This is a genomic window from Clostridium aminobutyricum (assembly GCF_017255415.1).
Lineage (GTDB): Bacteria > Bacillota > Clostridia > Peptostreptococcales > Anaerovoracaceae > Aminipila > Aminipila aminobutyrica.
Window position 1 is genome coordinate 142516 of sequence record NZ_JAFJZZ010000006.1, and the last position, 25269, is coordinate 167784.

A 25269-nucleotide genomic window follows, 5' to 3' on the forward strand; every position below is an offset into this window, starting at 1 on the left:
AGAATAAGATATCAGTAACAAAGTCACAGAAACAAAGGGAGGTTTATATGTCTGTAAAAAATGAAGCGGTTTTCGCCGAATTATATCCCTTTTGGAATGCACTGACTCCCTCTCAACAGCTAGAAATGATGGAGGGCACCACACTCCGCTCCTTTGAGCCGGGTGATCATGTTCATAATGCAGGTCAATGCACCGGAGTCCTTGGGATTCTCTTCGGCCGTTTAAGAGTCTACCTTCTTTCAGATACCGGCAAGGAGGTTACACTGTTTCGATTAATGGACGGGGATACCTGTATGCTGTCTGCCTCCTGCATTATTAAAAATATTTCTTTTGATATTTATGTTTCGGCGGAAACAAAAACCGAGCTGTTATTAATCAGCTCGGCTGTTTACGATAAAATTGCCAACGAAAATCCGAAAGCGGAAAGCTTTATGAAGGATATCATCTCTATGCGCTTTTCGGAGGCGATGTGGATTGTAGAACAATTATTGTTTATGAAACTCGACCGCCGTGTCTCCATCTTCCTCTTGGAGCAATCAGCGCTGGATGAAAGCGACATTATCACGCTCACTCACGAACAAATTGCCAACCATCTGGGAACTGCCCGTGAAGTCATATCGAGAATGTTAAAATACATGTCAAAGGAAGGTCTTCTCTCGGTATCCAGAAAAGGGATCACCATTTTAGACCGAAAAGCCTTAATGGCACTTGCCAATTAAATATCCAGAATATCTCCGGTATTCTTATCAATGGCTGCTATCCAATATCCGTAAGCAGTCATTCTATTTTCAAGGGAGCAATCCTCTTTTGTGGCCTCTAGACTTTCTGCGCCCATAATGGGCTGCCAAAGTACAAAACCAGAGCGTCCTCCTTCCGGCTGCTCTTCGTTTAAAAATCGGCCGGGTATCCCGAAGTAATACTTATCGGGGCCTTCCCCAAATATGTAATGCCGATACTTAGATGCTCCCCAAAGAGCACCGGGCGATACAATCGGCAAATTTTGAACATTGGCTACACGCCTCCATCTTGCTCTTGTTCGATCTTCACTGAAAGGCGTAATGATTTCATAAAATTCCGATGCTTTTGCAGTCCTCTGGCATATTTCCATTAAATACTCATTATAGTAGTGGTTATACTTCTTGACCGGCTTTTTTTCATGAATCGGTGCTCTCTTTTCTACCTCATATGGAGTTTTTCGAGAGTCTTCAGAGCCTTCTGCCCCTTCTGCCTCTGGTTCTTCTTCCTCCGGTTCGGTCTCTGATTTCGTAAGTCCCGCAGCGCTTATTACCTGCTTCTTGCTAGGCTCATCTCGTGCCAATTCAAGTTTGCCTTTCAATACCGGATGTAAAGGCTCTTTCTCATTTTTCATCGATACGGCCGCTACAATGGCGACGGAATAATCGTCAATACTTGCTCCCTTGCCCTCCACATTATTGGGGTCAAATCGGAAATAGTTCTCACCAATACCAAATTTATTTAGGATTAGTGTTCCTATTACCACATGGATTGTACGCTCTTTTTTCTCGCCAAATAAAATAAGCTTATACACGTATCTGCCTCGATCAAAAAACCGAAGGTTTTGTACACTGATGCGAATTGCTCCTTTATTATTGCCTGTTTCAATACGCATATTTCCATAAATGGATTGCTCTAATCTTGCAGCAAAATCGCGGTTTTCTTCCTGCAGTAGTACTAATTCCTTATTATACTTTATATATTCCATGTTGTCCTCCCATGTTATTTTTAGTATTATATAGATATGTATATGTTGGATGAGTCATCTATATTCTAAGGGGGATAGATGTTATGGTATTAGATATTATTGTTGCAGTAATTATGCTCACTACTATGGTTCAGGGATATCGGCGGGGTTTCTTACAAACTTTTCTTCCTACGGTCGGTTGGTTTGTCGGATTGGCGGCGGCTTTTTTCTGCGCTCCAAAACTTAAAAGTCTTATGGTGGAGAATACCACCCTATACCAATCGGTACATAATGCTGTTTTGGAGAAAGTAAGCAGCACCCTCTCTCCGCAGGAAATGCAGGGCACATTGCCGACAATCATTCAAGATTTCGTCAGCAAATTGACGGAGACCTTATCCGGATCTATTGCCGCAGGCGTATCCGATTTTTTATTTACGATACTTTCCTTTTTACTCTTAGCGATTGGCATCAAGTGGATCATTTTTATTATCTTCTCACTGCCTTCCAAAAGAAAAGGCGGAAAGGGACTACCGGGACTTTTCAATGGTCTGATGGGTTTATTGTTTGGCCTTGTTAAGGGACTTTTGATTGTTTTTATTTTCCTAGCTTTGGTTTTGCCTGTTGCCTCTTTAGCTGAACCAAAATATATGTCATTTTTGCTTAATAATCTCGACCAATCGAAAGTCGCCATCGAACTATATAATAACAATTTGATCTTATTGATTATTCGAGATTTTATGTATTAGCATCGCAAACTTCACACAGTCTTCACTAAATCAACACGGTCGAAGCGTAAGATAAAATTGTAAATTGTAAATTTTTTCTAAGTGTTGTTTTTTCATAAAAAGGAGATGAAGGTATGATTTCGGCAGTTAATACAAATTTAAATCAACTCACCAGTGAGTTGGCAGCTGCAAAACAAAGCACAAAAGTCACTATCAGCACAGAGGGTAAAGAGGAAATAGATAATACCTTATTGGATTCTGCGCCTGCACCTGAAACAGATACGTTAGAAATCAGCCCCGAAGGGTATGCTGCATTAGCTGCGGAAACGTCTTCTGATGCAAGTATTTCGGATTCATCCACCTCCAGCGATGCGGCTGCGATTGCTGCTCTGGCTCCAGAGGATTCAACCGACTCTTCTACCTCAAAAAATCTGTCTTCTTACAGTGAAGAAGAATTGGATCAACTCGCAGAAGAAGGTTCTATTACAGAAATAGAAAAGAATACCGAACTGGCTAGACGTGCAATAGAAGAGCAAATGAAAAATCAACATGATGAAGACGAATAGATAGTAGGAGAATTTTTATGTAAATATTGATTCCATTTCATTAAAAACCTGCCGGTCATTAAAAGATCGGCAGGTTTTAGCATGTTTAGATTTTTTCGAAAGATATCGGTCGGTTTAGTTTGCCCAGATTCGTCACTTGGGTAAACCGTGCACACTCTTTCAAAAGTCTTGCTGTTCCTATTTGAACATTGTCATAAGTTTTAAAGAAATATTCACAGGTATTTGTATTCATAAAGGCTGTGTATTTTGTATAATCGTATGTATTACGATCCGTGATGACGGCTCCTTCCGGAATAGACACACTATCCATGATATGAAAACAGGAGACAACGGCATCGGTACCATCATAAGGAACAGGAACATGGGTTTTCAGATAGGCTGTGCGAACAAAACGTTCCGGTGCGGTATAGCCTCCCGGTAAGGGTACGGTTCCTCCCCCTTGACCAAATGGTTTTAATGGGACACTTCCCCAAGCGGTTTCACTCACTTGTTTCGGTGATACCTCCACGTAATTCCTCAGATTTGTCATATGCCATTGGAAATCCGGACTGTTCGCCATAACGCCGATCGGATTATCCAGTATTTCCAAACCCCGTTCCGTTTGCTCAATAACAACGCATTTTGACTCACGATCTACGGCTATCCAGTGTAACGGCGCCACTGTTTGGGTTACCGGATCCGGTAGTCCGGTGATGGAAAGATTCTTAACTACTCTATTCAGGTCTTTGGTTGATGCACATTTTCCTAAAATATAATGGAGAAAATCAAAGGAAGCAATCTGCTCTATAGTAGGATCAGCGTGAAGCGCATCGTATTTAGCATACCCGGCAAAATATAAGGCTGCCGCCGCAAATCCCTTTTCGTTTACCCCATCGAAAAAGCTAAGAAGTCCATCAAGCTGCTGTCCAATACCTATAAAACTATAATTATTACGAATTTGTTTCATATTTAAAATATTGTCCCAGACATAATCCTTCGGCACTATATAGAGATGTGGATCAATATCATAAGAAAAATCCATCGTTCTACCAAAAAAAGTTTCTTGCTGTTGAGATTGTAAAGTTATTGCTGTACACATGCTAATATACCTCCTTTGATAATATATGGAAGCCTATTATTCTTTATTCTTTGTGCCGGCATTGAACAATTAAAAAAGTTGAGCCTCTCTTTATTGTGATGCTCAACTTTTCATTATACCTATTAAAAACTTCCGTTTCTCTTTACCGTCCGATGAATCAGAAGCTTGTTTTTCAGTGTTCGGTACTGCTCTTCGTATCGGAACCGGATACCGACACGGATTCCGATTCACTGCTATTGAAGTTGTTACTTAGTATTACAATATCTACTCGGCGATTCTTCGCACGATTTTCTTGTGATATATTCGGCAATGTCGGACGATATTCCCCATAACCTATGGCACTGATTTTATCCGGTGAAATCTCGCTTCGATCAATTAATAACTTTACAACCTCTGTCGCTCGGACTACAGAAAGCTCCCAATTGCTTGGAAATTTAGGACTATTCATCGGAACATCATCCGTATTTCCTTCTACTCGGATATAATGATCTACCGTTTTGGCAATATTCCCAATCTCAATTAACGTGCTCAGCCCTTCTTGTTTTACGTCGGCACTTCCGGAATCAAATAATACCGTATTTAATAGGCTGATGACGACACCTCTTTCTCGAATCGAAACGCCAACCTGGCCTTCAAGACCTTTTTCTTTCAGCATTTCTTGAATTTGCTTCGCAACTTGCAGCAGTTCCGGATCAACTACATCGGAGAGGTCTTTCGCTTGAACATCCAATGCACTGCTGGTAGGCAAAATGCTTCCTCCTGAAGTCGTTTGGACATCCCCGCCGCCCTTCAGACTGCTTCCGGAATCAAAAGTGGCACTTAATGACTGGGCCAACTGCTCATATTTTTTCTGATCCACAGCACTCATGGCGTACATGACAACGAAAAAAACCATTAAAAGAGTAATCAAGTCGGAATAAGTTAAAAGCCAACGATCGCTATTATCCTTTTCTATATATTTCTTTCTAGCCATATCAGATTATCCCCTCTTTTTCCTGCCGCCACCGGAATAACCGCTGCCTTTTTGGGATATTTGAGCTTCTGAAAGAAAACTGGTTAGCTTCTCATCCATATAGTTCGTATTGGCCCCTTGCTGTATCAGGAGTAAACCTTCAATGATCATTGACTTATATAATACTTCTTGTGCATGTTTTGCTTTCAAATTACCTGCTAGCGGCAACCAAATCAGATTGGCTATACCGATACCATATAAAGTGGCGATAAACGCCGTTGCTATCTTCGGGCCCAATGAATCCGGCTCTTCGAGATTACCCAATACATGAACCAGCCCTAATACGGTTCCCGTGATACCCATGGTCGGTGAAAACCCTCCGGCTGCTTCAAACATCTGTGCGGCTGAATGATGCCGGTCAGCCATGGCCTCCATATAAACTTCAAGCGCCTCTTTTGTATGTTCTGCGGAAGTCCCGTCTACAATTAAACGCATTCCTTTTCTCATCAAGCTGTCTGGTTCCGCATCAATTTGATTTTCAAGACTCAATAATCCGTTCTGACGAACTTGGATGCACATGGCCTTCATTTTTTGGATCAACGCTGCTGTATCATATTTTTCATCTCGCAAGATCACTTTAAAGATTTTAGGCAATCGAATCAATTGTTCTTTTGGAAAGGATGCCCCAGTTGCACCTATTGTACCGCCTAAGATAATAACGATACTCGTCAACGAGACGAGGGCAATGAGATGTCCACCTTCAAGTAAAAAGCCGCCGATAACGGCACCAAATCCAACAACTAAAAAAATCAGAACAAATATATCCATGACGAATTCTCCACTATTTTTTAAGTTTCAACAAAATTAGCTATAATCTCCTAAAATATTGTAACACCAAATCTCAATATCGGCAATAGTTGGATTGTTGTACTTATGTCATATTTTTTTAAAAAATAGGTAAAATTTCATTTAAATGGTATTATTCCTATAATCTTATAATTTGTGCCCTTAAAAGCGTGATTGCATCAGCTGCAGAAAAAAACACCGGCTATGGCCATCATGAAAATTATTTTAACCGGTCCCATTTTAAATTTTGCAGTCAAGATTAATGTAACGATAAAGATAAGGCAGGGAATAAGTTGAATACTGTTTGCTATATCACCTGCAATCGAACCGATATAATGGCTTAAACCTGATGCGGAAAATTCCGGAACATTGCTTTTCAAGAAATCCAGATTGTTCTTATTAATTAATGCAGATTCACCGACAAACAGCGCCGCTGCCCCGATCAAGCCTACGGTTGCAGGGCGTATCCCTTTAAACGCGGCATCAATGCTCTTGCTGTTATTCCATTTATCGAGAAATTTAAGGACAGTAATAACTAGAATAAACGACGGTAAACTGACCCCCAATGTCGCAAAAAATGCGCCCCAAAAGCCTGCAAAATCATAACCGACATAGGTGGCGGCGTTAACCGCGACCGGCCCAGGGGTTACTTGAGAGAGTGCGACTAAATTCGCAAACTCTTCGGAACTCATAAACCCAAAATCCTGAACGGTTTGGAAAATAAGCGGCAGCATAGCCAGACCACCGCCAAAGCTAAAAATTCCGATTCGGAAGAAAGTTAGAAAAAGCGTTACATAAATCATTCGTTTTTCCCTCCTTTTAACCTATATTTTTGGTGCCAAAAAAGGATCAAGCCAGCCAGCGCCCCAAAAATAATCGCCCACAGCGCGGTAATCCCGACCACCGTCATCAAAAAACAAATAACTGTAACTACCCAGGAGAACTTATCCTTGAGTATTTGTTTTCCAAGTTTATACGCCGCAAACAGAATCAACGCACAAGAAGCGGCAGTAATTGAAGTGAAAGCTCCCGATACATAGCGGTTATCTCCGACTTGTCCCAAGAACAGAACCGCCAGAATAATAATGATGAAGGAAGGTAAAATCACACCGCAAGAGGCGGCAATGGCTCCAAGCATGCCCTTTTTTTTATAGCCGATATAGGTTGCGGAGTTAATCGCCACCACGCCTGGTATGGATTGACAGATCGCAAGGCAGTCAATCATTTCGTCCTCATCCATCCATTGATATTCTTCTACTACAGCCTTTTGAATGAGCGGCAGCATGGCCAGCCCTCCTCCGATTGTAAAAAGTCCTATTTTAAAAAAAGCTGCGAACAGCTGCATTAACAATTTCATTTGTTCTCCTTATACACTTCATCCCATTTCCTTTATAGTATATACTACTACCCGATAAATATCATCCCTTCTCTATCATCTGTTCGTTTTCTCCGAAAAACAAAAAGAGGCTGTCTCAACAGTTCAAACTTTAGGCAGCCGGTAGCTCAGACTCCTTCTAAAAACGAATCTGAACCACTGGCTATCTGTAAAAATCCAAACTATTTGAAGACAGCCCCTTTTAACTTAGCAATGAATAGGTTTGATTCTTTGAAAGAACCGTATTCATTTAATGAGCAGAATTTCCCTTTGAACCTAAAGGTAATACTACTTTACCGTGAGTAGAGTTAATCACCCCTGCTGCAGATGCATACCATGCACCAGCTGCACAAGCAAGACCCATGAAGCCTGCCGGAACACCGTCTGCAAGCATACCGAACTTTTCTAAGTCCAAAAGAATAAACGTTAATAATAATGTAGTAAATACATATAAAAGTGCCTTGTTAACAGCCATGCTTCCGATCCACATATAGAATGTAAAGATTGTCCATGCTAACAAGAAGATTCCGCTGCCGATAGCTCCGTCTTCTCCATAATTGATCAAGCCTAACTTTTCACAGTATACCATACCTGCTAGTGCAAGCCAAAATGCTCCGTAAGATGTAAATGCAGTGGCACCGAATGTATTGTTCTTCTTAAATTCCCACATTCCTGCCAGTAACTGAGCTAAACCGCCATAGAAAAGACCCAGCGTTAAAAATGCATCTGCAACTGTTGCAGGCACCAGCTGTGCATTAATCAAGCTCAATACAAATGTCGTTGTAGCAAACGCCGCAAGGCCAAGAGGACCCGGATCTGCTATTTCATTTAATTTCTTATTTTCTGACATGTTCTTTCTCCTTTAACTACCTTTTTCCCAAACTACTCTCTATTTTCAATGTGCTCCATCAAAAACACATATCCATTAATATATAGTAAAGAAGGACAAAAAACAACAATTTTTTTGTATTTTTGACGTAGAAAAAAGCCTTGAAACGAGTAGATAGAATTTTCTTTCTACTTGCCTCGAGGCAATGAATTTTCAACGGAAATTGAGTGTCTTATTGTTGCACAATTTCATCATTTCATCCGTTCCTGTTTGACCTTGTGATCCACCACGTGGCGTTTTGCCAACTCCGCAGTCACCTCTTTCATCTGAATGCCTTGTTCCACCATCATCACCATTACATGATAAGTGAGATCGGCGATTTCATAAACGGCTTCTTCTCTGTCGTTTTTAGCTCCGGCTATAATAACCTCTGTACATTCTTCGCCGATTTTTTTCAAGATCTTGTCCATGCCTTTTTGAAATAAATAAGTGGTATAGCTTCCTTCCTGCGGGGAGCTCCTTCTTCCTTCAATCATCTCATACAACCCGTCATAGGAAAATGGTTTCAATTCGGGGCTGATATAAATAGGCGCAAAGAAACAGCTGTCTGCTCCTGTATGACAAGCCGGGCCGTTCTTAATCACTTCAACAACCAATGCATCTCCGTCACAATCAGCAGTAATGCTGACAATTTGCTGGTAGTTATTGCTGGTTTCACCTTTTCTCCACAGCTCTTGCCTGCTTCGGCTCCAGAAACAGGTTCTGCCTTCTTTTATACTGATTTCAAGACTTTCTTTATTCATATAGGCAAGCGTCAGTACTTTTTTTGAGTAAAAATCCTGTACGATTGCAGGAATTAATCCTTTTTCGTCAAATTTCAGTTCGTTCATTTTTTCCTCCCAATCGCTTTGAGTCTTCATCGGTTACAGACGTACTTCCACACCCTGAGATCTCAAATATTGCTTTAAATTGTTGATCTCAATTTCCTTAAAGTGGAATATGCTGGCTGCCAGTCCGGCATCAATACCGGGAACTTGAAACAGCTCCAAAAAATGCGCCGTGTTCCCTGCTCCGCCCGAAGCTATAATCGGTACGGAAACACGCTCTGCAATCGCCTGCAGCATCTCTATATCAAAGCCGCCTTTTACACCGTCTGTGTCAATACTGTTTACAACAAGTTCACCTGCTCCCAAGGAAACTCCTCGTTCTGCCCATTCAAGCGCATCTATTCCGGTATCTTCCCTGCCGCCTTTCGCAAAGATATGGAGCCTTTCGCCTACGCGCTTTATATCCATGCTCAGAACCACACATTGATCCCCATACTTTTGAGCCGCCTGACGAATCAGCTCCGGATTTTTGATTGCTCCGCTGTTTACGCTGACCTTATCCGCACCGCATTTAAGCACACGGTCAAAGTCTTCAATCGTGTTAATTCCGCCCCCTACCGTCAGCGGTATAAAGATTTGGCTTGCCACCTCTTTTAAAATATCGGTAAATAGTGCTCTTTCTTCCACACTGGCAGTAATATCGTAAAAAACAAGCTCGTCTGCTCCGCTCTCATTATAAAACTTTGCCATTTCAATCGGACTGGCAACGTCCTGAATTCCTTCGAAGTTCACACCCTTGACTACTCTTCCGTTCCGAACGTCAAGGCAAGGGATGATTCTTTTTGTTATCATATCGATCCCTCCTTATAACTCGGCAAAGGCCTTCAATATATTCAGCCCAACCGTTCCGCTTTTCTCCGGATGAAATTGTGTTCCGTATACATTTCCGCTTCTTACGGCACCTGTTATTTCTATATCGTAACTGGACGATGCGATGATATTACTGTGACAATCCTTCGCATAAAAACTATGCACATAATACACATAGTCTCCGTTTTTTATGTATTTGAACAATGGCTCCTTTTCTTTCAGTGCCAAGCTGTTCCAGCCGATATGCGGAACCTTCAGCTTCACATATTTCCCGTTCCGCACTCTCTCCGGCAGATCTTCTTCCAGCGGAGCGACAATTCCTTTAATCAATCCTAAGCCATCGTGTTCACCGTATTCATAACTCTTGTCAAATAAAAGCTGCATCCCCAGACAAATGCCGAGAAGTGGCTTTCCTTTCTCTGCTTCACTGCATATGGTATCGATCAATCCGGTGTTTCTCAATTTTTGGATCGCATCGGCAAATGCGCCAACTCCCGGTAAAAGAATTTTATCTGCAGCAATCAAGTCTTCTGCCGCATTTGTAATCTTCGTATCGATACCCAAATATTGAAAAGAGGAACTTAATGAATATAAATTTCCTACTCCATAATCAATAATTGCTATCATTGCATTGTTCCTTTCTACAGTATGCCTTTGCTGGACGGAATTTCATCCGCATACTGCACATCGATTGCGACCGCATCTTTCAGCGCTCTCCCAAGTCCCTTAAACATCGCTTCAATGATATGGTGGCTGTTTTCTCCTTCTATCCTCTTAAAGTGAAGGGTTAGACCAAACTGTCTAGAAAAAGCAAGCATAAATTCCTTGACCAGTTCCGTGTCAAAGTTCCCAACCTTTTGTGTCGGAATTGTCACATCATAATTCAAATAAGGTCTTCCGCTTACATCCAACGCACAGAGCATCAACGTTTCGTCCATTGCAAGCATCATGTTGCCATATCGTACAATCCCTCTCTTATCTCCTATTGCTTCCTTGAAAGCCGTACCCAAGGCAATTCCGATGTCCTCAACCGTATGGTGGTCATCTACATGTGTATCCCCCATACACTTTAAATCCAAATCAAAACGACCGTGCTTGGTCAGAAGTACCAACATATGATTTAAAAAGCCGCAGCCGCTGTCGATATGGTCTTTCCCTGTACCATCCAAATCCAGGCTTAGGCTGATCTTTGTTTCTTTTGTTGTTCTTGTTACTACACTCGTTCTCATTTACTTCTCCTTTATTGCTTTACTCTGTAATTTTTTTATTTTATGAGCTTATTACTCAATATTTTCTTCTATTCCCAGGATATCCTTGGATGCCTTTATCAAGGCTGCCATTTCGTCAGGAGCTCCAATGGTAATTCGCACATATTCCTGAATCGGATCTTTTTCGAAATACCGTACTAAAATACTTTTCTCTCTTAATGCCGTAAAATACTCCTTGCCGGAAAGGTTCTTATGCTTTGCAAAAACAAAATTCGCTTTGGACGGAAGGATCTCAAAATCGAGTTGCTCCATTTCCTCTACAAAATCGGTTCGAGTTCTTATGATCTCCGATGTGCACTTTCTGAAATAGTCCTTATCCTGCATAGCAGCAGTCCCTGCAAGGATTGACAATCTATTTAAATTATATGGATTAAAAGAAAACTTGATTCGATTTAAATCCGCTATGATGTCAGGGTTTGCCACCGCAAATCCAATTCTTGCACCAGCCAGATTCCTTGATTTCGAGAAAGTTTGTATCACCAACAGATTATCATATTTATGAATCAGCGGGAGACAGCTTTCTGCACCGAAATCCACATACGCTTCATCAATTAACACCAAGTTATTGGGGTTACTGAGAACAATTGCCTCAATTTCCTGCAAGGTCAGCGCGATTCCTGTTGGTGCATTCGGATTCGCGATCACAATGGTTCCGTCTAAGTTATAGTAATCCTTGGGATTTACTTTTAAGTTTTCGTCCAGCGGAATCTCACATTTCTGCATGCCGTACACGTTTGCATACACCGGATAAAATCCATAACTGATGGTTGGATAGTACACCTTTTTTTGAAGGTTCTGAAAAGCCATAAAGCTAAACGCTAAAAGTTCATCCGACCCATTTCCCACCAGAATATTGCTTGGCTCTACCTGATAAGTTTCCGCAATTGCTTTTACGAGCTGCTTCGCCTCCGGATCGGAATAAAGTCTCAGATTCTCCGCTTCAAACTGGTCAATAGACCGATAAACGAAAGGACTCGGCGGATAGGGGCTTTCATTGGTATTTAATTTGATTAACTTTTTTTGTTGAGGCTGTTCACCCGGTGTATAGGGCTCCAATGCCTGATATTCTTTGCTTAAAAAACGACTCATCCAGTCTTCTCCTTATCTGTCTTACATAGGTTGAGCTTGCAGATAAGAGTTTGTTATAGGTCCTATAACGATTCTTATTCGGCAATAACCTTTTCTAATTTTTCTACCATGTCCCTTATTATATCATTTTGGAACTTAAAACTGGTTTTATTTGCAATAAATCTTGCACTAATATTTTTAAATTCTTCAACTATTTTTAAATTATTTTCACGGATGGTGTTGCCGGACTCCACAAGATCTACAATAACATCGGATAATCCCAATATCGGCGCTAATTCAATACTGCCGTTCAGCCTGATAATCTCAATATCCCGATTTAGTTCCTGATAATGTTTTTTAGCCACGTTTACAAATTTTGTGGCAACCCGCAACGTTTTATCCGGTTCTTCCAGATAGTCTGTTTTTGCAGCAACGCACATTCTGCACTTTCCCAGTTTCAAATCCAAAAGCTCATATACGTCCGGTTTGGATTCCAATAAAATATCTTTTCCCACGATCCCGATATCAGCCGCATGATGTTCCACATAAATGGCCACATCGCTAGGCTTCACAAGCAGATACCGTACCCCTTTTTCCGGATTTTCAAAAACAAGCTTTCTATTTTCGTCATAGATACTCTTGCAATCGTAGCCGATGCTTGCAAGCAGCTCATATACCTGGTCACCGAGTCTTCCTTTAGGCAATGCGATATTTAACATCATTCCTCTCCTCCTGTCTGCTTTGTCTCTTCCTCTTCTTCGCAATGGTTTTCTTCTAGGATCACAAGAGAGTCTTTTTCAAATTTATATAAAATTCGATACCTTAAATTTTCCGGCACATATTTCTCCACTCGAACGCTTTCCCCTTCTTTAATCAGGTCTTGTACAGCTTGCAGCAGGGCGCTCAAGTCCGTCTTTTCATCGTACAGGACAACGGCGTCAATGTCAAAGGCAGATTTCACTTCCGGCATCCTGCCCAGCTCGGTCAAATAGAGCGCAAAACCCAAGGCGCCGGCTTTTTTGCTGAACATGTTCATCGCACTGTCATACTGCCCTCCGGCCAGAACGCTTCTCGGAAGTTCTTCCAGATACCCCTTGAAAATAATGCCGTTATAATAATCAATATCATTGACAAGAGAGAAATCCACCTGAACATTTTTGATGCTGTTTAAGACCTTTAACGCATTAAACAGCTCGGTCAATTCATCCACTGCTTGAATCATGCCGTCGGTTACCGCCAGCTTTCTCGCATACTTCAAGGTTTTCTGAGGTTCTCCGTAAAGTGTCGGTATCTTACATAATACACACCGCTGCCGTTCCGAAAGATTCAGCTGCTTAGCAAGCTCCGCAATTCCGTTGATGTTCTTATTTCGGATCAGTTGAAGCATTTTATTTCGAACCTGCTCCGAAATTTCCATACTTTTTAGCAATTCGACGACAAAACTCATATGAGAAATTTCTAAAATATATTTCGGCGAGATGGTTTTAAGGGTTTTTACCGCAAGAGAGACCACTTCTGTGATACCGTACAAATCAATATCCCCTATATACTCCAGCCCCATCTGTGTAATTTCTTTAAAATTGTGACTTTCTTTGCTTTCCCGATATATGTTTTCTATGTAATACAGCTTTTCCCGGCTGCCCCTCGTTGCATTTGTATTTTTAATAATGCTGAGTGTAACGTCCGGTTTTAAAGCCATCAATCTGCCGTCTAAATCTGTAAAGGTGATGACCTTATCTCCGGCCAGAAAATCCTTATTTTCAGCATATAGGCTATATTCTTCAAACCGTCCCATCTTATACTTTTTATATCCGAATTGTTCGTAAAGCCCTCTCAATGCAAGGGTCGCCTTCTCTTCCGTTTTTAAGCTCGCTTTTCTTACTTTCATTTTACTTCCCTTTACCTTCTCCATCCTACTATATTTATAGTATAAACTTATTTTAATATTTCGCCTAGTCGTTGTTCACCGCTTTAATTCATTACTTCAAAGCGATAAAGCGTTAACGCATTATAACACAGTTCCTTCTATAAAGTCCAGCAATTTCCTCAGATATTTTTGTTTAAATTTCAATACATTTAAGGCCCCCAATGCTATAATGGAAACTATCAAAAGCAGACATTTTTACCGAGATTTCGACAAAGCACTTTTTCTGCATATTATTTCTTCATGAAAGGATTATTGTATAATGATCAAACTGGCTTCCTTTAGAATTCCATTATTATATGCTGTCTGTGCCCCACTCCTCGGTCTTTCCTTGGTACATATTGCAAGAGCAAATCCCGAGTTTAGCCAATGGTATGCATCCTCTGCATTCCAAATCTTTCCGAATATAGTGGGACGGCTTTTTTCGTTGTTGCCATTTTCCGCCTTAGAGATCGGCTTATATCTACTGCCTCTTTTTGTGATCTTTGGTATTTTAAATCTGATCGCCAACCTTTTTACTGCAGAAGAAAGAAAACGTGTACCACAGCAGCTGCTTAAAACATCGGTGACGATAGCCTGCTTTGCCAGCACCATACTGCTGATGGTTTTACTCACTTGCAGCATGAATTATAACCGAAATGGCATTGCAAAGGACATCGATATCGTTGTAACAGCATCCTCACATGAAGATTTAGTAAAGCTCACTGCATTGTTAATAGACGATTTGGCTGGACTTTCAACACAAATACAACCTTCAACCGATGGAACTTTTCAGATGGACCCGGTTGCAATAAAAAATGAAAGCAAACAAGCGATGTTTAGCTTAGGGGAAAAATATTCGAGTTTATCCGGTTATTATCCAAATCCAAAACCGATCCTGATGTCTTCTTGGATGTCGAATATCAATCTCACCGGCATATTCTCTCCTTATACCATTGAAGCCAATTATAATCAGGACGTGCCGGACTATCTCATCCCTTATACGATTTGTCATGAACTAGCTCACTTAAGGGGTTACATCCGAGAGGACGAAGCCGGGTTTATCGCTTATCTTGCCTGCTCTTCCTCCGATTCTGCGTCCTTGCAATACAGCGGAAAGCTCAATGCACTTAGTTATGTGCTCAGTGCCTTGTACCGTGACAGCTCCAAGGAAGAATATGAGCGTATTATTGCAACACTGCCGGAACAGGCTCGAACCGATTTAATTGCCGAACAAGAATATTGGCGGCAGCATGAAAGCACTGCTTCGGAAATTGCCACCAACGCAAATGATAAATATTTGAAGGCCAATGCGCAATCCGATGGCGTAAAAAGTTATGGTCGCATAGTTGACCTGCTTCTTGCATACCACAAAACAAACGCGCTGGCTGTTTAACAGATTAATTCGAAATTCTTTCGCATTGCTCTTGAAAATCCGCCTATAATTTGCTATGCTATATAAGCTAAATGATAACTTCTCTGCGTAGCTCAGCGGATAGAGCGTCGGTTTCCTAATGGGAGACTCTTAACCCAAAAAACCGTGACTCGCAACAATTCCTTGAAATGACAACTACGAACTGAAACGAGAGCCACGTATTCTGAAAAAAAGGCTCGGAACCATTCCAATATCTACTGTATCGCAATTGAATAGATCGAGAGGCCTTATTCTCCTTTGATAATTATATAACCCTCTAATTTAGACTTAGAGGTTTTTTTGTTGCCCAAAAGCTGTTGACCATTTGGGCAACAGAATACCTGTATCATATGATCTCACTTTTCCCACATCTTTTGGTCATAGGTCAAGAGCATATATTTTCAACCTGATATCTATGATATACTGATATAGAAATAAATTTTAGAGCAAGAGAATGAAAATTAAAAGATAAGTGAAGGTGAATTTCTTATCATGTCGGAAGGAAAAAAGAGAAGTAAGTCACAAATTATCGGGGAAAAAGCAGTTTCCATATTAAGAGCACTCTTACCGATTGAATGGATAATCAGAGAATATGCCCCTGATTATGGCATTGATTTAGCTGTAGAGTTATTTGAACCACATAAAGAGAATTTTATTACGACTGGGGAGCATGTATACTTTCAGGTTAAGGGTACGGAAGAATTAAAAATAGGAAAACTTAGAGTTAATAAGCGTTCTAATGTAGAGAAGGCTTATAGTGAACAAGAGTTTTACAAAAATATAGAGGTGGTTAAATTTAATATTGAAACTGCTTTATTAGGAACAGTAGAAAAAATGGGAAGTGCTGTTCCTGTATTGCTAGTTGTTGTTGATGTGGTTAACAATCGAGCTTATTTTATGTGTCTAAATGATTATATCGAGAAGGTTATCCTACCCATTAATCCGAATTATGCAAAGAAAAAATCCTTAACGATTAATATTCCAATATCAAATGTCATTGAAAATACTAATAATGTTTTGCCAATTAGATGGTATGCAAAAAGAGCCAAATTATTTGCGCTTTTTAGTAAAGCTAATTATCAAAGGAGAGAGTTAGAATATATGAGTGATAAAACCTTAACAACGGATATATTGCATTTTTCTAATATTATTCGTAGGTTTGATGCTTGGGGTGCTTCAAAATACTTTTATGCTTTAGCAGAGGTCCAAGCCGAGTTAGATTACTTTTTGAACAATAAAACCACTAAAATGGCAGAGACAATTATTGAAAATTATAGAAGAAAAGGAGAAGATGTTGAAGACAAGTGTTGGATGACAAGGGGGTCATTTGAGGAGCTTTCCTTGATAGAAAGCCAGAATGCAATTCAGCTGAGGATATTATGGGATAGAATTTGCAATTGTGGATTTATTTTTGAAGACTTATCAAAAGAATGGTTTCTTCCCACCTATGCGGGTTTGCTTACTTCAGAGCAATGAATAACGGTATATAAGCTTCAGATTTAAACTTATTGGTAGATTATTATTTTTAACAAGGCTCTTAGTATTTCAATAAAAATGGAGAAGCACTTATTTCTAAGAATACAAATGAGGTAAAAAAAATGGGAGTTAATCAAAATATGTCGCAGGTGTCCTCTGCAAAGGATGAGGATATATACCCTTATATCAAAAAAAAAATAATTAAAGAAATGATTAAAAGTAAATTTGAATATTTGAGTAAGCATGCTGGTTTGGCTGCCCTATGTGTAACAATTTGTGTCGCAGTTATTTCATCGCTTGCTAAGATTTTTATATATGCATATGAATGCGGAAGGTTCGATTATTGGGGCATAAGCCGATTTTACATAAATGTATCAAATGAGAATATATTATATGATATTTTCTTTAATATATCTCTTTTTATATTTTTCTGTGCTATCAATATTCCCTCGTACAGTATAATAACCGCTAAAAAAAAGTGGATACAGAGAACAAGGAATATAGTCTTGCTTCTTGTATGCACATGGATCTTTTTCTTTTTATTGTTTTCGATAATTGAGCTAGTAGAAAGTCATAAAATGATTGAATGGGATGTTAAAAGTGTACTCTACGTTTTATGGATTTCAATATTTTTACATTTAAATGGTATAGCTGTGGGAATTGCAACCATAATTCCTCCAAAAGCTTCCGAACAAAAACAAAATGAGATTAAAAAAAATTCAGTCAGTGGGGTATTTTCTTGTAAGAATAAATTGAAAGATATAATTTTTTTCGTTGTCGTTTTTTCTATTTTTATCTGCTCTTGCTATGGTATGGGAGCACTCTCGGCGCAACAAGAAAATTCGTATAAAATAATAGACAATGAATTAATAGTTGTTTATGAAGGGAATGATTTCTTCCTCGTATCTGAATATAAAATTAGAGATACTGAAGAGGGGCAGAGAGTAGAGGTAAATAAATCAGTTAAAACCGAGATTAAGAAAATGGAAGTTACTTCCAGATCAGTGAGATTTCAAGAGGTAGATTTTAAATAGTTGCTAGCCTCGTTTGGAGTTCAAATTAAAACAAGGAGAAAGAGAAAATTTTAGTACTATTCCTTTACTGATCAATGCCTATATCTTAGATGTCCGCATTTGTGTAAAGTTTTTTCCATTTTGCTATTTAGAATGGTTTACTTAAAATTATCATTTCAGGTCTTGGCATCCCCTCTCTGAGGAGTTATCATGACCAATATTGAAAGATTGGTGGTGATAACGTGGGATTTTTAGAGGACTTCTACATAACTTATACCATCTAATCTTCGGTTTATATAATACATATTAATGTGATTGGGGCGCAGTGACAAATAAAGCACTGCGCCCCTTACTTTTCATTATAAATAACTGCATGCATTTCATTTTTGAATATTCGCAAATGAAATTACGTTATTGGCTCTAATTTGGGAAAATAAACCTTGCTCCAAGTCCAACAATTCTTCAACTACATTTGTAGAGACTGAAAACTTATTTGTCACAAATAGGTTCATAATATCCCCTCCTGACATATTTCCGTTTTTCAAAAGTAGATTGATCGCTTGTTTAAGTGCTTGCGGATGCTTATATTCGACAATATCATCCAGCGGTTCTTTGTGGCGATACCCATTCATGCTCATCTGGCGCATCAAATAAGCATATTGATTCGCTGATAAATATTCCAGTGCATGTGCTCTTAGTATCATAGCCATAATTGAAACATTCCATTTTTTCTTCAGTTCAACATAGTGGCTAAGCCTATTTGGATATGCTGCCACATCGTTACCAAAAGCCTCTGCCGGCAACAAGAAAGCCGCAGCAAAAGCGTTGGCTTCATTTTCTCGTTCTCTAAACTCATCTCTATCAATCTCATCCAAATCTGAGTATCTTTCATGTAAAAGGATATGTCCCAATTCGTGAGCACAATTAAACTGTCTTCGAAAAAAACTCTTTTTATCTGTTCCAAGGATCACACAATAGGTCGGACTGTTATCTTGTTCATAATACTGATAAAAGGCATCTATTTCCCGGCTGTCAGTAGCAAACTCGCCGACAACGATTCCATTTCGTTCTAGCAATCCAACCATATTAGGTATCGGAGCATCACCTAAGTCCCAGTGCTGCCTAGTACGCATTGCCAGCTCTTCAATTGTCATCGATCTATCCATTGCAACGTCTGGTAGGTTAAGCGGTAGAAACCTAACTTTAGTAGCTAAGGCCGCATGTGCTCTGGCAAGATACTTCGCTTTAATCTGTTGGGCAGCCAAATCCTTTTTTTTACTTGAGTACAGCGCACGAAAATATGTGTTACCAATAATTGAAGGAGGATCATATTCAACAAAAAATGAATAAGGAAAGTTCAGTGCCTCTGAAATTCGGCGAAGTGTCAGTGGATCAGGAGAAATTTTGTTGTTTTCAAACTGAGATATCGCCTGTTTGTTGATGCCAACACTCTGCGCCAAGTCAGCCATCGTCATCTTTCTAAATAGACGAGCCTCTTTTAGCCTCTCGCAGTTTATTCTATTACCACTATGCATTATCAATCAATCCTCCTAAATTAAAGTAGCTCAACGAGTTCTTCCTCTTCATCCTCACTACTCTGCTGAGGCTCGATCGTTTGATCTGCTGCATACGGCATTCGAATATATCGGGACCAGTCCTCTTCCTCAGTGGAGATTTCAAGTTTTGGTGTAAGCCGGACAGCTCGCACGGTCAAAAGCTTATCGGCTCGAACCTCAAATAGTACCAGAATATGTCCCTCAATCTCACCAACATCAACGCGAACAGCAGCAGCAAGCTCTTCCCGTGATTTAGCTACCCAGATTTCAGCATCTGGCGAAATGCCGGGCAAGTCTAGTTCGAGTTGTTCATATTGCGCTTCAACACCAAGGTTAAAACTGGCACCTCCGCATAGGTAGTGCGTGCCCTTATTCGATTGTTTTCGCACACTACGAAATGTGTCCTCTGTCATAAGTGTGAGGATATTGCGAGATGCAGGATAGAATAAGACAGGCGTTTTCCACCCTCTTCTAGGAAGGATGTTAAGATCAAGCCAGCCTAAATGTTGGCACTTATCACGTAGCTGTGCTATAATAGGATTCCAGCGGAATTGTCCATACCCATTCCGCTCAATTAAGTTATTGTCACTCATAATTTCAGGCATAACATCTTCCAAAGACACCCGTAGAGCTTCGACAATCGCGCGATCAATGACAGGAAGATGAAAGCTAAAAATTTCGTTGGAATTTTCCATGGGTTGCATCCCTCCTTTGTTGTGTCTATCATTTTACATATATTCGTTTAAAAAGTCAAGTGGAATTGCATGATTTCTCTGATTTTTATTTCGTCTGCCGCCTGCTTTTTTAATAGATTGCTATCGGCAACGTTTTGAATTCCACATGGTGGATAGTCTAACTAAAAATTCCCATGTATTGTATTCTACTTTGAATATACCACCAAGATAAAAAACGCATATAAGGAATTGAATTTCTTGAGTAACATTTCTCTAAGTCATAGTTCTCTAGGTGATTTTGATCCCGCCCACCACGACTTGAAGTTAATTGCATCATTGCGGAATGGTACAATACTAGGTTGAAGCCGTTGATTGGAATATATGACGCTGATTATATAGATGGCAATGGAACAAATCCACATGGTAGAAGTAATATGGAAACTGTAAGGAATAGTTATGTGAAGAAATAACTATATAAATACCAATTAGCTATCAAATAAATGCGTTTTAAAAATCTCTTAATATCCCCTTTCTGAAGAGTAATAAGCCAACAAGTCTGGTTGCAGAAACATTAAATTCCACTGTATCACGTGAAAGTATGGCAGGCTTACTAACCAATATGGCCCAGGTCAACGGAGAAACCTTACGAGTAAAGGAAGGCATTGAATACAACATACCTGATTATTACAGCATTCGGAGCAGATATGGAGTACGAGAGGCATATTCTAATGGAATATTGTGTGGTGTTGATAAATCAGGCACGTTTAATCCACAAGGCACTCTAACAAGGGCAGAACCTGATTATAGTACGGCTTTCAAAGCGATAGTTCAATTGAGCTATCGCCTTATTGTTTTTTGCATCTAAAAAACGAAGACGAAGACAGTTACAGTCAAAATGCACATAAATCACCTCTGTTTGGCTAATTAGATTGAAAGTTCGCTTTCAAATAAATTAGTCGAGGAGATTTACATAGATGAGTATTTCAAAAGAATTAAAAGAAAAGTATCAAGCAAGGCTGTTATCAGAACAGATCGTAGCAAAAGAGCTAGGGATTCCTAAAAAGGCAGTTCAGGAATTAATTTCTACAGGAGCATTGCAAGCCGTAGAAGTATCGGGAAAATCCTTAATTTCCATTTCATCATTAGCCGCTATGTTAGGTGAAGAAAAACCTTCTGATTTTGGGCAACATTTACCTGTACTTCATACCTCTGAAGAGTTATCATGCTCGTTGACCAACAATGAGTTAGTTCAAATACCCATCCAAGAGGAGGTTAAGGATATGATCTACAAAGGTTCTGTATCTGTTTTGAAGGACGGCAGATTTATGGTTCAAATTGAAAAAGGAAAAAAGTCGGACGGCAAGAGGGATAGAGAAAGTAAGAGCCTCAGGGATGAGATACAAGCCCAAAAGTATTTGGATAGCAGACTGAATGAACTGAATGGAACAAATAGTGTCTCATCTCCAATGGTTTATCCGATGAGTGCTCCAATGATCTTCCCTATATCTCAGCCTTATGCAATGCCAGCAGGAAATATCCCTACATACACAAATAAAACCTTTGAGCAGTATGCACTGGATATCCTCAATGGTTGCATAGGAAAAGCGACAAGCAGAACTATAAACAGTTATAGGGAATCCTTATTTCAGGTGGTAAGGCATATCGGAAATGTGAAAATGGTGGAGATTGACGATATCCAACTTAGGAAACTGTTCGACACTCTCTCCTATTATTATGTTAAGAACTATTTAAAAAAATCATCATTCAGGACAACCAAAATGATATTCGAACTTGCAGTTTCAAACAAAGATATTCCAAGCGCCCCATTTACCAAGTTGAAATGCCCTACCAGCAAACAGATTATAGATAGCGAAACGGAAGCCTATTCTGACGAAGAGATTACGGTGATCCTATCAGAATTCATAGCCTATCAAAATCCTATCCTTTACCCTATGTTCGCAATATGCGAATGTACTGGTATGAGACCCGGGGAATTGAGGGCTTTGGAGTGGTCTAAGTTTAATCCGGCAGACAAGACGATTGCGATAAGACAGGCAGTCAGCAAAGACTATGAGGAAATAGAGAGTATAACCAAAGCAACAGATTATAGGGAGTTTATCAGCATTACCAAATCTGCTTTTGGTGTTAGAACATTACGGTTATCCGATCTAGCGGTGCAGGCACTATTAGAGTGGAGAAAGATACTGGATCACTCCCCTGCCCCAATGAAAAACAGTAAGTTTATATTCTCTAGCAGAAGTGGAGATTTTAAGAGTGAAACCTCCGTAAAATCCCTTATCCAGAGATTTGTTAAAAAAGCAGGCATTAAAGATATGAGACTTACACTTTACCGATTTAGGCATACTATGTGTACCCGCTTGATATTAGCAGGTCAGCCGATTCCTGTTATTCAACGAATAATGGAAGATAACACCGTAGATGTGATAATGAAAATTTATACTCACGTTACAGAGCAACAAGCTATGGCCGCTTGTGGTGAATATTACGATCAACTGAATCAAAGGCATTTGGCAATAGTGGTATAAGAAACAATATAGAGAGAAAAACCAAGTAGCGGGCTGTAAAATACTGCTACTTTTTTCCTTTCCAAGACCTCTAAAAAAATTCTGTTTACAATCTGTTGTCATTTTTAAAAAAGGATTGATAAAGGGATAGGTTTTTGATAGAATATTATGATCGATGTTAAGCAATAATTTTATGCTCCCGTAGCTCAGGGGATAGAGCGTTGGTTTCCTAAACCATGCGTCGGATGTTCGAATCATCTCGGGAGTGCCAAAAAACCTGTAATCTCAATGATTACAGGTTTTTGATTTTTTCACTGCTATGCTTATCTACTCATTACTTTCAAAATTTTTTTGTAAAAACTGCAAAAATTCTAAAGCATTCTGATTTAGCACAATAATCTCATCAAATGTTTTTTCTAAATTAAATGCCAATAAATTCTCATGAGCCATTTGATTTCTTAAGTTCCCAATCTCAAGAAAAGATTTCATTTTTAACTTTATATCTTCGTTAGATGCAATTTCTTGAGCTACGTTTTCCTTGAAGTTATTTCCGAAAAGGCCTAAAAAGCTATTGATATTATTCGGTATTTTTCCAGCATTATCCCATGTAAAATATGTATGGTATTGGCGTTTTATCCCTTTAGTTTTTGCAAAAGCAGTTATTCTTTGGTCATTAGAAGTTCGTTCTAAAAATGCAGATAGCATGTTTTGTATGAATGTTTCATGGTAACTGGCACAGGAGATCAAAAATGTTTTTCTAAAATGGGCATCTACAGTTGTTTGAAATGATAATTCAGATTGTTTCAGCAATAATGCTTTAATATCGCGATAATCCTGAATAAACGCATCAAATAGAGGGTGCAATATATTACCCCCTCTATTCAACAATGATTAAATCAATAGCGCGGCTCATTCTTGTCGTAACATTTGCTTTTGAACCTACACTTGATTGAGAGGCTTCTCTGAAATCATCATCAGACTTAAGTGCAAGAACGCTCTCTTTAGTAATCTTACCGGTGAGAATATCTTTACTTTTAAAAAACGATGAACACGTTGCTACGAAAACAGACTCAAAGAGCGAAATGTTAAACTTCCCATTCGAGCTAAAAAAATCTCGTGATGAGAGGTTCTCTGTGCTCTCTAAAAAGCTCATAAACAGTCTTCGAAGGTATTTGTTTAGTTCATCATCAAATCCACCACTGATTTTTGAAAATCGATTGAGAAATTTTGTCATAGTTGCTTTATACTCTGTATGGTCAAAAAGCATCGCGTACGCTCTAATCAATATTTCAATATCTTTAAAGTTTAAATCAATGGATTGTTGTCCTATCAACTCACGCCAGCGTTTTTCAAGATTCACTTCGAATAGCATTTTATAGAAATTAGAATAATATAAACTCATTCGAATTTCTTGCGGTTTAAGTTTTTGGCCTCCAGTATTTAAACGATTAAAAATTTCATACATTGAAGAGTCAGCATCTTCTGGCTCATTTTGTTTTATGACAACAGAACGGATTGTCCTTAAAAATTCGAAGGAATGTTTATTATCACTAAGAGTTTCAAATTTAAGGCCGTCTAATTTATTTTTTTCTGTGGCAATTGGAGCGGGTAACTTAAGAGAAAAATTAGAAAAATATCTATCATCAGATAAAAATGCTTTATCGATCACTTCATCTCCGGTTAAATAATTCCGGAGTAATTTTCGTCCCTCAGCATTTGGGAAGCGCTCTTTCATAAAAAAATATATGGAAAGCAGACGCTGCTGACCATCTATAATAAGAAAATTGTTTTTTCCCTTCTCATATAAAAAAACTTGAGGAATAGGCAACCCGAGGATAATCGATTCAATAAGTTTTGACGCCGCCTTTATATCCCACACATAATTACGTTGAAATGCAGGAAGTTTTATCACCCCGTTATCCATAAGACTAAATAGTGTAGAGATATTAAAATCATTTGGGGAGACCGTTATATCATATTCGTTTATTGCAATCGCCTCCTCATCATCAAAATTTTCCAAGTCATACCAAGTATCCATTACGATTGTTCCTCCTTATATTTTACTCAAGCTATGCAAATAATATTCTAACTCTTGCGTTTATTCTTACTTAATCTGTACCCTACCGACCTTCACAATTTGACACTATTATACATGATATCACAAGTTAAACAAAGTCATTGTTTCAAACATTTACTGTATTAGGACTGTTTTTTGTTGTATCACGTAAGCAATGGCCCATTGGATAAGGGGTGAAGCCTGTGCATTCATATATTCAGACAGGAGGTACCAACTTCAGATGGCACAATCCCGGAAAAGTTGATCAAAAGATCAACTTTTAATAAAAGTTTCTGCCATCAATGGGCAACAGGGCATCATTGCAAACAAGGCTAAAACCCTTGCAAATCAAGGTCTTATCCTATCATATTACACTTTCCTAAACCGTGCGTCGGAAGTTCGATTCCTCTCGCGGAGGCCAAATAAGAAAACACCTTTTTAGGTGTTTCAGACTGCTGACAAACGAAGCGAAAGAATTTTCGCTGCGTTTTAAAATGCTCTCATATTTTTAAGAAACTACCAATTTATGAAAAATAGTTAATTGAA

The 25269-nt window shown here is 39.2% G+C and carries 26 protein-coding genes and 1 tRNA gene; 9 read left to right on the top strand and 18 right to left on the bottom strand.

Annotated features, from left to right (window positions below; genetic code table 11):
• Positions 1-47 precede the first annotated feature (47 nt).
• On the top strand, positions 48-719 hold the full coding sequence (locus JYB65_RS12200; RefSeq protein WP_206582968.1) for a Crp/Fnr family transcriptional regulator: 672 nt from the start codon (positions 48-50) through the stop codon (positions 717-719).
• Here the strand turns inward: JYB65_RS12200 and JYB65_RS12205 are convergent.
• Complete coding sequence (locus tag JYB65_RS12205) at positions 716-1723, bottom strand: hypothetical protein (RefSeq protein WP_206582969.1); 1008 nt, start codon at positions 1721-1723, stop codon at positions 716-718. The two genes, JYB65_RS12200 and JYB65_RS12205, sit on opposite strands and share 4 nt — an antisense overlap.
• A gap of 83 nt (positions 1724-1806) precedes the next feature.
• Here JYB65_RS12205 and JYB65_RS12210 point away from each other — a divergent pair, with 83 nt between their 5' ends.
• Both JYB65_RS12210 and JYB65_RS12215 read left to right on the top strand, forming a co-directional pair.
• Complete coding sequence (locus JYB65_RS12210; RefSeq protein ID WP_206582970.1) at positions 1807-2448, top strand: CvpA family protein; 642 nt, start codon at positions 1807-1809, stop codon at positions 2446-2448.
• A gap of 113 nt (positions 2449-2561) precedes the next feature.
• The gene (locus JYB65_RS12215) at positions 2562-2993 is read left to right on the top strand and encodes a hypothetical protein (RefSeq protein ID WP_206582971.1); all 432 of its coding nucleotides are present in this window, start codon (positions 2562-2564) and stop codon (positions 2991-2993) included.
• 85 nt (positions 2994-3078) lie between these two features.
• Here JYB65_RS12215 and JYB65_RS12220 read toward each other — a convergent pair whose 3' ends face one another.
• The 13 genes from JYB65_RS12220 to JYB65_RS12280 all read right to left on the bottom strand — a co-directional run bounded on the left by JYB65_RS12220 (position 3079) and on the right by JYB65_RS12280 (position 13994).
• On the bottom strand, positions 3079-4071 hold the full coding sequence (locus tag JYB65_RS12220; RefSeq protein ID WP_206582972.1) for a choloylglycine hydrolase family protein: 993 nt from the start codon (positions 4069-4071) through the stop codon (positions 3079-3081).
• Between the two features lie 172 nt (positions 4072-4243).
• Positions 4244-5044: a flagellar motor protein MotB gene (locus JYB65_RS12225; RefSeq protein WP_206582973.1), complete on the bottom strand. Its 801-nt coding sequence runs from the start codon at positions 5042-5044 to the stop codon at positions 4244-4246.
• Positions 5045-5050: 6 nt separating this feature from the next.
• The gene (locus tag JYB65_RS12230) at positions 5051-5851 is read right to left on the bottom strand and encodes a flagellar motor protein (protein ID WP_206582974.1); all 801 of its coding nucleotides are present in this window, start codon (positions 5849-5851) and stop codon (positions 5051-5053) included.
• Between the two features lie 197 nt (positions 5852-6048).
• Complete coding sequence (locus tag JYB65_RS12235; protein ID WP_206582975.1) at positions 6049-6672, bottom strand: chromate transporter; 624 nt, start codon at positions 6670-6672, stop codon at positions 6049-6051.
• Positions 6669-7226: a chromate transporter gene (locus JYB65_RS12240; RefSeq protein WP_206582976.1), complete on the bottom strand. Its 558-nt coding sequence runs from the start codon at positions 7224-7226 to the stop codon at positions 6669-6671. The genes JYB65_RS12235 and JYB65_RS12240 overlap by 4 nt, the downstream gene beginning before the upstream one ends.
• Positions 7227-7494: 268 nt before the next feature.
• On the bottom strand, positions 7495-8094 hold the full coding sequence (locus JYB65_RS12245; protein WP_206582977.1) for an acetate uptake transporter: 600 nt from the start codon (positions 8092-8094) through the stop codon (positions 7495-7497).
• Positions 8095-8324: 230 nt separating this feature from the next.
• A complete protein-coding gene (gene hisIE, locus JYB65_RS12250; protein ID WP_206582978.1) occupies positions 8325-8993 on the bottom strand; it encodes a bifunctional phosphoribosyl-AMP cyclohydrolase/phosphoribosyl-ATP diphosphatase HisIE in 669 nt (222 codons plus the stop codon).
• Positions 8994-8996: 3 nt separating this feature from the next.
• Positions 8997-9752 (bottom strand): imidazole glycerol phosphate synthase subunit HisF, encoded by a 756-nt coding sequence (gene hisF, locus JYB65_RS12255; RefSeq protein WP_206582979.1) that lies wholly within the window; start codon positions 9750-9752, stop codon positions 8997-8999.
• Positions 9753-9764: 12 nt separating this feature from the next.
• Positions 9765-10397 carry an imidazole glycerol phosphate synthase subunit HisH gene (gene hisH, locus JYB65_RS12260; protein ID WP_206582980.1) on the bottom strand — a complete coding sequence of 211 codons (633 nt, stop codon included), beginning with the start codon at positions 10395-10397 and terminating at the stop codon, positions 9765-9767.
• A gap of 14 nt (positions 10398-10411) precedes the next feature.
• Positions 10412-10999 carry an imidazoleglycerol-phosphate dehydratase HisB gene (gene hisB, locus JYB65_RS12265; RefSeq protein ID WP_206582981.1) on the bottom strand — a complete coding sequence of 196 codons (588 nt, stop codon included), beginning with the start codon at positions 10997-10999 and terminating at the stop codon, positions 10412-10414.
• Between the two features lie 51 nt (positions 11000-11050).
• On the bottom strand, positions 11051-12127 hold the full coding sequence (gene hisC, locus JYB65_RS12270; RefSeq protein WP_206582982.1) for a histidinol-phosphate transaminase: 1077 nt from the start codon (positions 12125-12127) through the stop codon (positions 11051-11053).
• A gap of 74 nt (positions 12128-12201) precedes the next feature.
• A complete protein-coding gene (gene hisG / locus JYB65_RS12275; RefSeq protein WP_245156670.1) occupies positions 12202-12828 on the bottom strand; it encodes an ATP phosphoribosyltransferase in 627 nt (208 codons plus the stop codon).
• Positions 12825-13994 (bottom strand): ATP phosphoribosyltransferase regulatory subunit, encoded by a 1170-nt coding sequence (locus tag JYB65_RS12280; protein ID WP_206582983.1) that lies wholly within the window; start codon positions 13992-13994, stop codon positions 12825-12827. The genes hisG and JYB65_RS12280 overlap by 4 nt, the downstream gene beginning before the upstream one ends.
• Positions 13995-14292: 298 nt before the next feature.
• Between JYB65_RS12280 and JYB65_RS12285 the strand changes: the two genes are divergently transcribed.
• The 3 genes from JYB65_RS12285 to JYB65_RS12295 all read left to right on the top strand — a co-directional run bounded on the left by JYB65_RS12285 (position 14293) and on the right by JYB65_RS12295 (position 17933).
• On the top strand, positions 14293-15405 hold the full coding sequence (locus tag JYB65_RS12285; RefSeq protein ID WP_206582984.1) for a DUF3810 domain-containing protein: 1113 nt from the start codon (positions 14293-14295) through the stop codon (positions 15403-15405).
• A gap of 510 nt (positions 15406-15915) precedes the next feature.
• A complete protein-coding gene (locus JYB65_RS12290; RefSeq protein WP_206582985.1) occupies positions 15916-16899 on the top strand; it encodes a DUF4365 domain-containing protein in 984 nt (327 codons plus the stop codon).
• Positions 16900-17021: 122 nt separating this feature from the next.
• The gene (locus JYB65_RS12295; RefSeq protein WP_206582986.1) at positions 17022-17933 is read left to right on the top strand and encodes a hypothetical protein; all 912 of its coding nucleotides are present in this window, start codon (positions 17022-17024) and stop codon (positions 17931-17933) included.
• 359 nt (positions 17934-18292) lie between these two features.
• Here the strand turns inward: JYB65_RS12295 and JYB65_RS12300 are convergent, their stop codons facing one another.
• Positions 18293-19447 carry a helix-turn-helix domain-containing protein gene (locus JYB65_RS12300; RefSeq protein ID WP_206582987.1) on the bottom strand — a complete coding sequence of 385 codons (1155 nt, stop codon included), beginning with the start codon at positions 19445-19447 and terminating at the stop codon, positions 18293-18295.
• A 20-nt stretch (positions 19448-19467) separates the two neighbouring features.
• Positions 19468-20163, bottom strand: coding sequence for a DUF5986 family protein (locus JYB65_RS12305; protein WP_206582988.1), 696 nt, complete (start codon positions 20161-20163; stop codon positions 19468-19470).
• A 577-nt stretch (positions 20164-20740) separates the two neighbouring features.
• On the opposite strand from JYB65_RS12305, the gene JYB65_RS12310 reads away from it, so the two are divergent.
• From JYB65_RS12310 to JYB65_RS12320, 3 genes are all read left to right on the top strand, one after another.
• Positions 20741-21007, top strand: a complete 267-nt coding sequence (locus tag JYB65_RS12310) for an S-layer homology domain-containing protein (protein ID WP_206582989.1) — start codon at positions 20741-20743, stop codon at positions 21005-21007.
• A gap of 109 nt (positions 21008-21116) precedes the next feature.
• Positions 21117-22688, top strand: coding sequence for a tyrosine-type recombinase/integrase (locus JYB65_RS12315; protein WP_206582990.1), 1572 nt, complete (start codon positions 21117-21119; stop codon positions 22686-22688).
• Positions 22689-22862: 174 nt separating this feature from the next.
• Positions 22863-22938: transfer RNA gene (locus tag JYB65_RS12320), tRNA-Arg, on the top strand.
• Between the two features lie 56 nt (positions 22939-22994).
• Here JYB65_RS12320 and JYB65_RS12325 read toward each other — a convergent pair.
• Both JYB65_RS12325 and JYB65_RS12330 read right to left on the bottom strand, forming a co-directional pair.
• Positions 22995-23531 carry a HEPN domain-containing protein gene (locus JYB65_RS12325; RefSeq protein ID WP_206582991.1) on the bottom strand — a complete coding sequence of 179 codons (537 nt, stop codon included), beginning with the start codon at positions 23529-23531 and terminating at the stop codon, positions 22995-22997.
• A 13-nt stretch (positions 23532-23544) separates the two neighbouring features.
• Positions 23545-24705: a DUF262 domain-containing protein gene (locus tag JYB65_RS12330; protein ID WP_206582992.1), complete on the bottom strand. Its 1161-nt coding sequence runs from the start codon at positions 24703-24705 to the stop codon at positions 23545-23547.
• Between the last annotated feature and the right edge of the window lie 564 nt (positions 24706-25269).

Coding starts and splice junctions, on each gene's coding strand:
- hisF (WP_206582979.1), bottom strand. CDS start 9,752: ATGATAACAAAAAGAATCATCCCTTGCCTTGACGTTCGGAACGGAAGA.
- JYB65_RS12300 (WP_206582987.1), bottom strand. CDS start 19,447: ATGCATAGTGGTAATAGAATAAACTGCGAGAGGCTAAAAGAGGCTCGT.
- JYB65_RS12245 (WP_206582977.1), bottom strand. CDS start 8,094: ATGTCAGAAAATAAGAAATTAAATGAAATAGCAGATCCGGGTCCTCTT.
- JYB65_RS12315 (WP_206582990.1), top strand. CDS start 21,117: ATGAGTATTTCAAAAGAATTAAAAGAAAAGTATCAAGCAAGGCTGTTA.
- JYB65_RS12330 (WP_206582992.1), bottom strand. CDS start 24,705: ATGGATACTTGGTATGACTTGGAAAATTTTGATGATGAGGAGGCGATT.
- hisIE (WP_206582978.1), bottom strand. CDS start 8,993: ATGAAGACTCAAAGCGATTGGGAGGAAAAAATGAACGAACTGAAATTT.
- JYB65_RS12210 (WP_206582970.1), top strand. CDS start 1,807: ATGGTATTAGATATTATTGTTGCAGTAATTATGCTCACTACTATGGTT.
- JYB65_RS12285 (WP_206582984.1), top strand. CDS start 14,293: ATGATCAAACTGGCTTCCTTTAGAATTCCATTATTATATGCTGTCTGT.
- hisH (WP_206582980.1), bottom strand. CDS start 10,397: ATGATAGCAATTATTGATTATGGAGTAGGAAATTTATATTCATTAAGT.
- hisC (WP_206582982.1), bottom strand. CDS start 12,127: ATGAGTCGTTTTTTAAGCAAAGAATATCAGGCATTGGAGCCCTATACA.
- JYB65_RS12230 (WP_206582974.1), bottom strand. CDS start 5,851: ATGGATATATTTGTTCTGATTTTTTTAGTTGTTGGATTTGGTGCCGTT.
- JYB65_RS12200 (WP_206582968.1), top strand. CDS start 48: ATGTCTGTAAAAAATGAAGCGGTTTTCGCCGAATTATATCCCTTTTGG.
- JYB65_RS12305 (WP_206582988.1), bottom strand. CDS start 20,163: ATGGAAAATTCCAACGAAATTTTTAGCTTTCATCTTCCTGTCATTGAT.
- JYB65_RS12310 (WP_206582989.1), top strand. CDS start 20,741: ATGGCAGGCTTACTAACCAATATGGCCCAGGTCAACGGAGAAACCTTA.
- hisB (WP_206582981.1), bottom strand. CDS start 10,999: ATGAGAACGAGTGTAGTAACAAGAACAACAAAAGAAACAAAGATCAGC.
- JYB65_RS12290 (WP_206582985.1), top strand. CDS start 15,916: ATGTCGGAAGGAAAAAAGAGAAGTAAGTCACAAATTATCGGGGAAAAA.
- JYB65_RS12205 (WP_206582969.1), bottom strand. CDS start 1,723: ATGGAATATATAAAGTATAATAAGGAATTAGTACTACTGCAGGAAGAA.
- JYB65_RS12225 (WP_206582973.1), bottom strand. CDS start 5,044: ATGGCTAGAAAGAAATATATAGAAAAGGATAATAGCGATCGTTGGCTT.
- JYB65_RS12220 (WP_206582972.1), bottom strand. CDS start 4,071: ATGTGTACAGCAATAACTTTACAATCTCAACAGCAAGAAACTTTTTTT.
- JYB65_RS12215 (WP_206582971.1), top strand. CDS start 2,562: ATGATTTCGGCAGTTAATACAAATTTAAATCAACTCACCAGTGAGTTG.
- JYB65_RS12240 (WP_206582976.1), bottom strand. CDS start 7,226: ATGAAATTGTTAATGCAGCTGTTCGCAGCTTTTTTTAAAATAGGACTT.
- JYB65_RS12235 (WP_206582975.1), bottom strand. CDS start 6,672: ATGATTTATGTAACGCTTTTTCTAACTTTCTTCCGAATCGGAATTTTT.
- JYB65_RS12280 (WP_206582983.1), bottom strand. CDS start 13,994: ATGAAAGTAAGAAAAGCGAGCTTAAAAACGGAAGAGAAGGCGACCCTT.
- hisG (WP_245156670.1), bottom strand. CDS start 12,828: ATGATGTTAAATATCGCATTGCCTAAAGGAAGACTCGGTGACCAGGTA.
- JYB65_RS12295 (WP_206582986.1), top strand. CDS start 17,022: ATGGGAGTTAATCAAAATATGTCGCAGGTGTCCTCTGCAAAGGATGAG.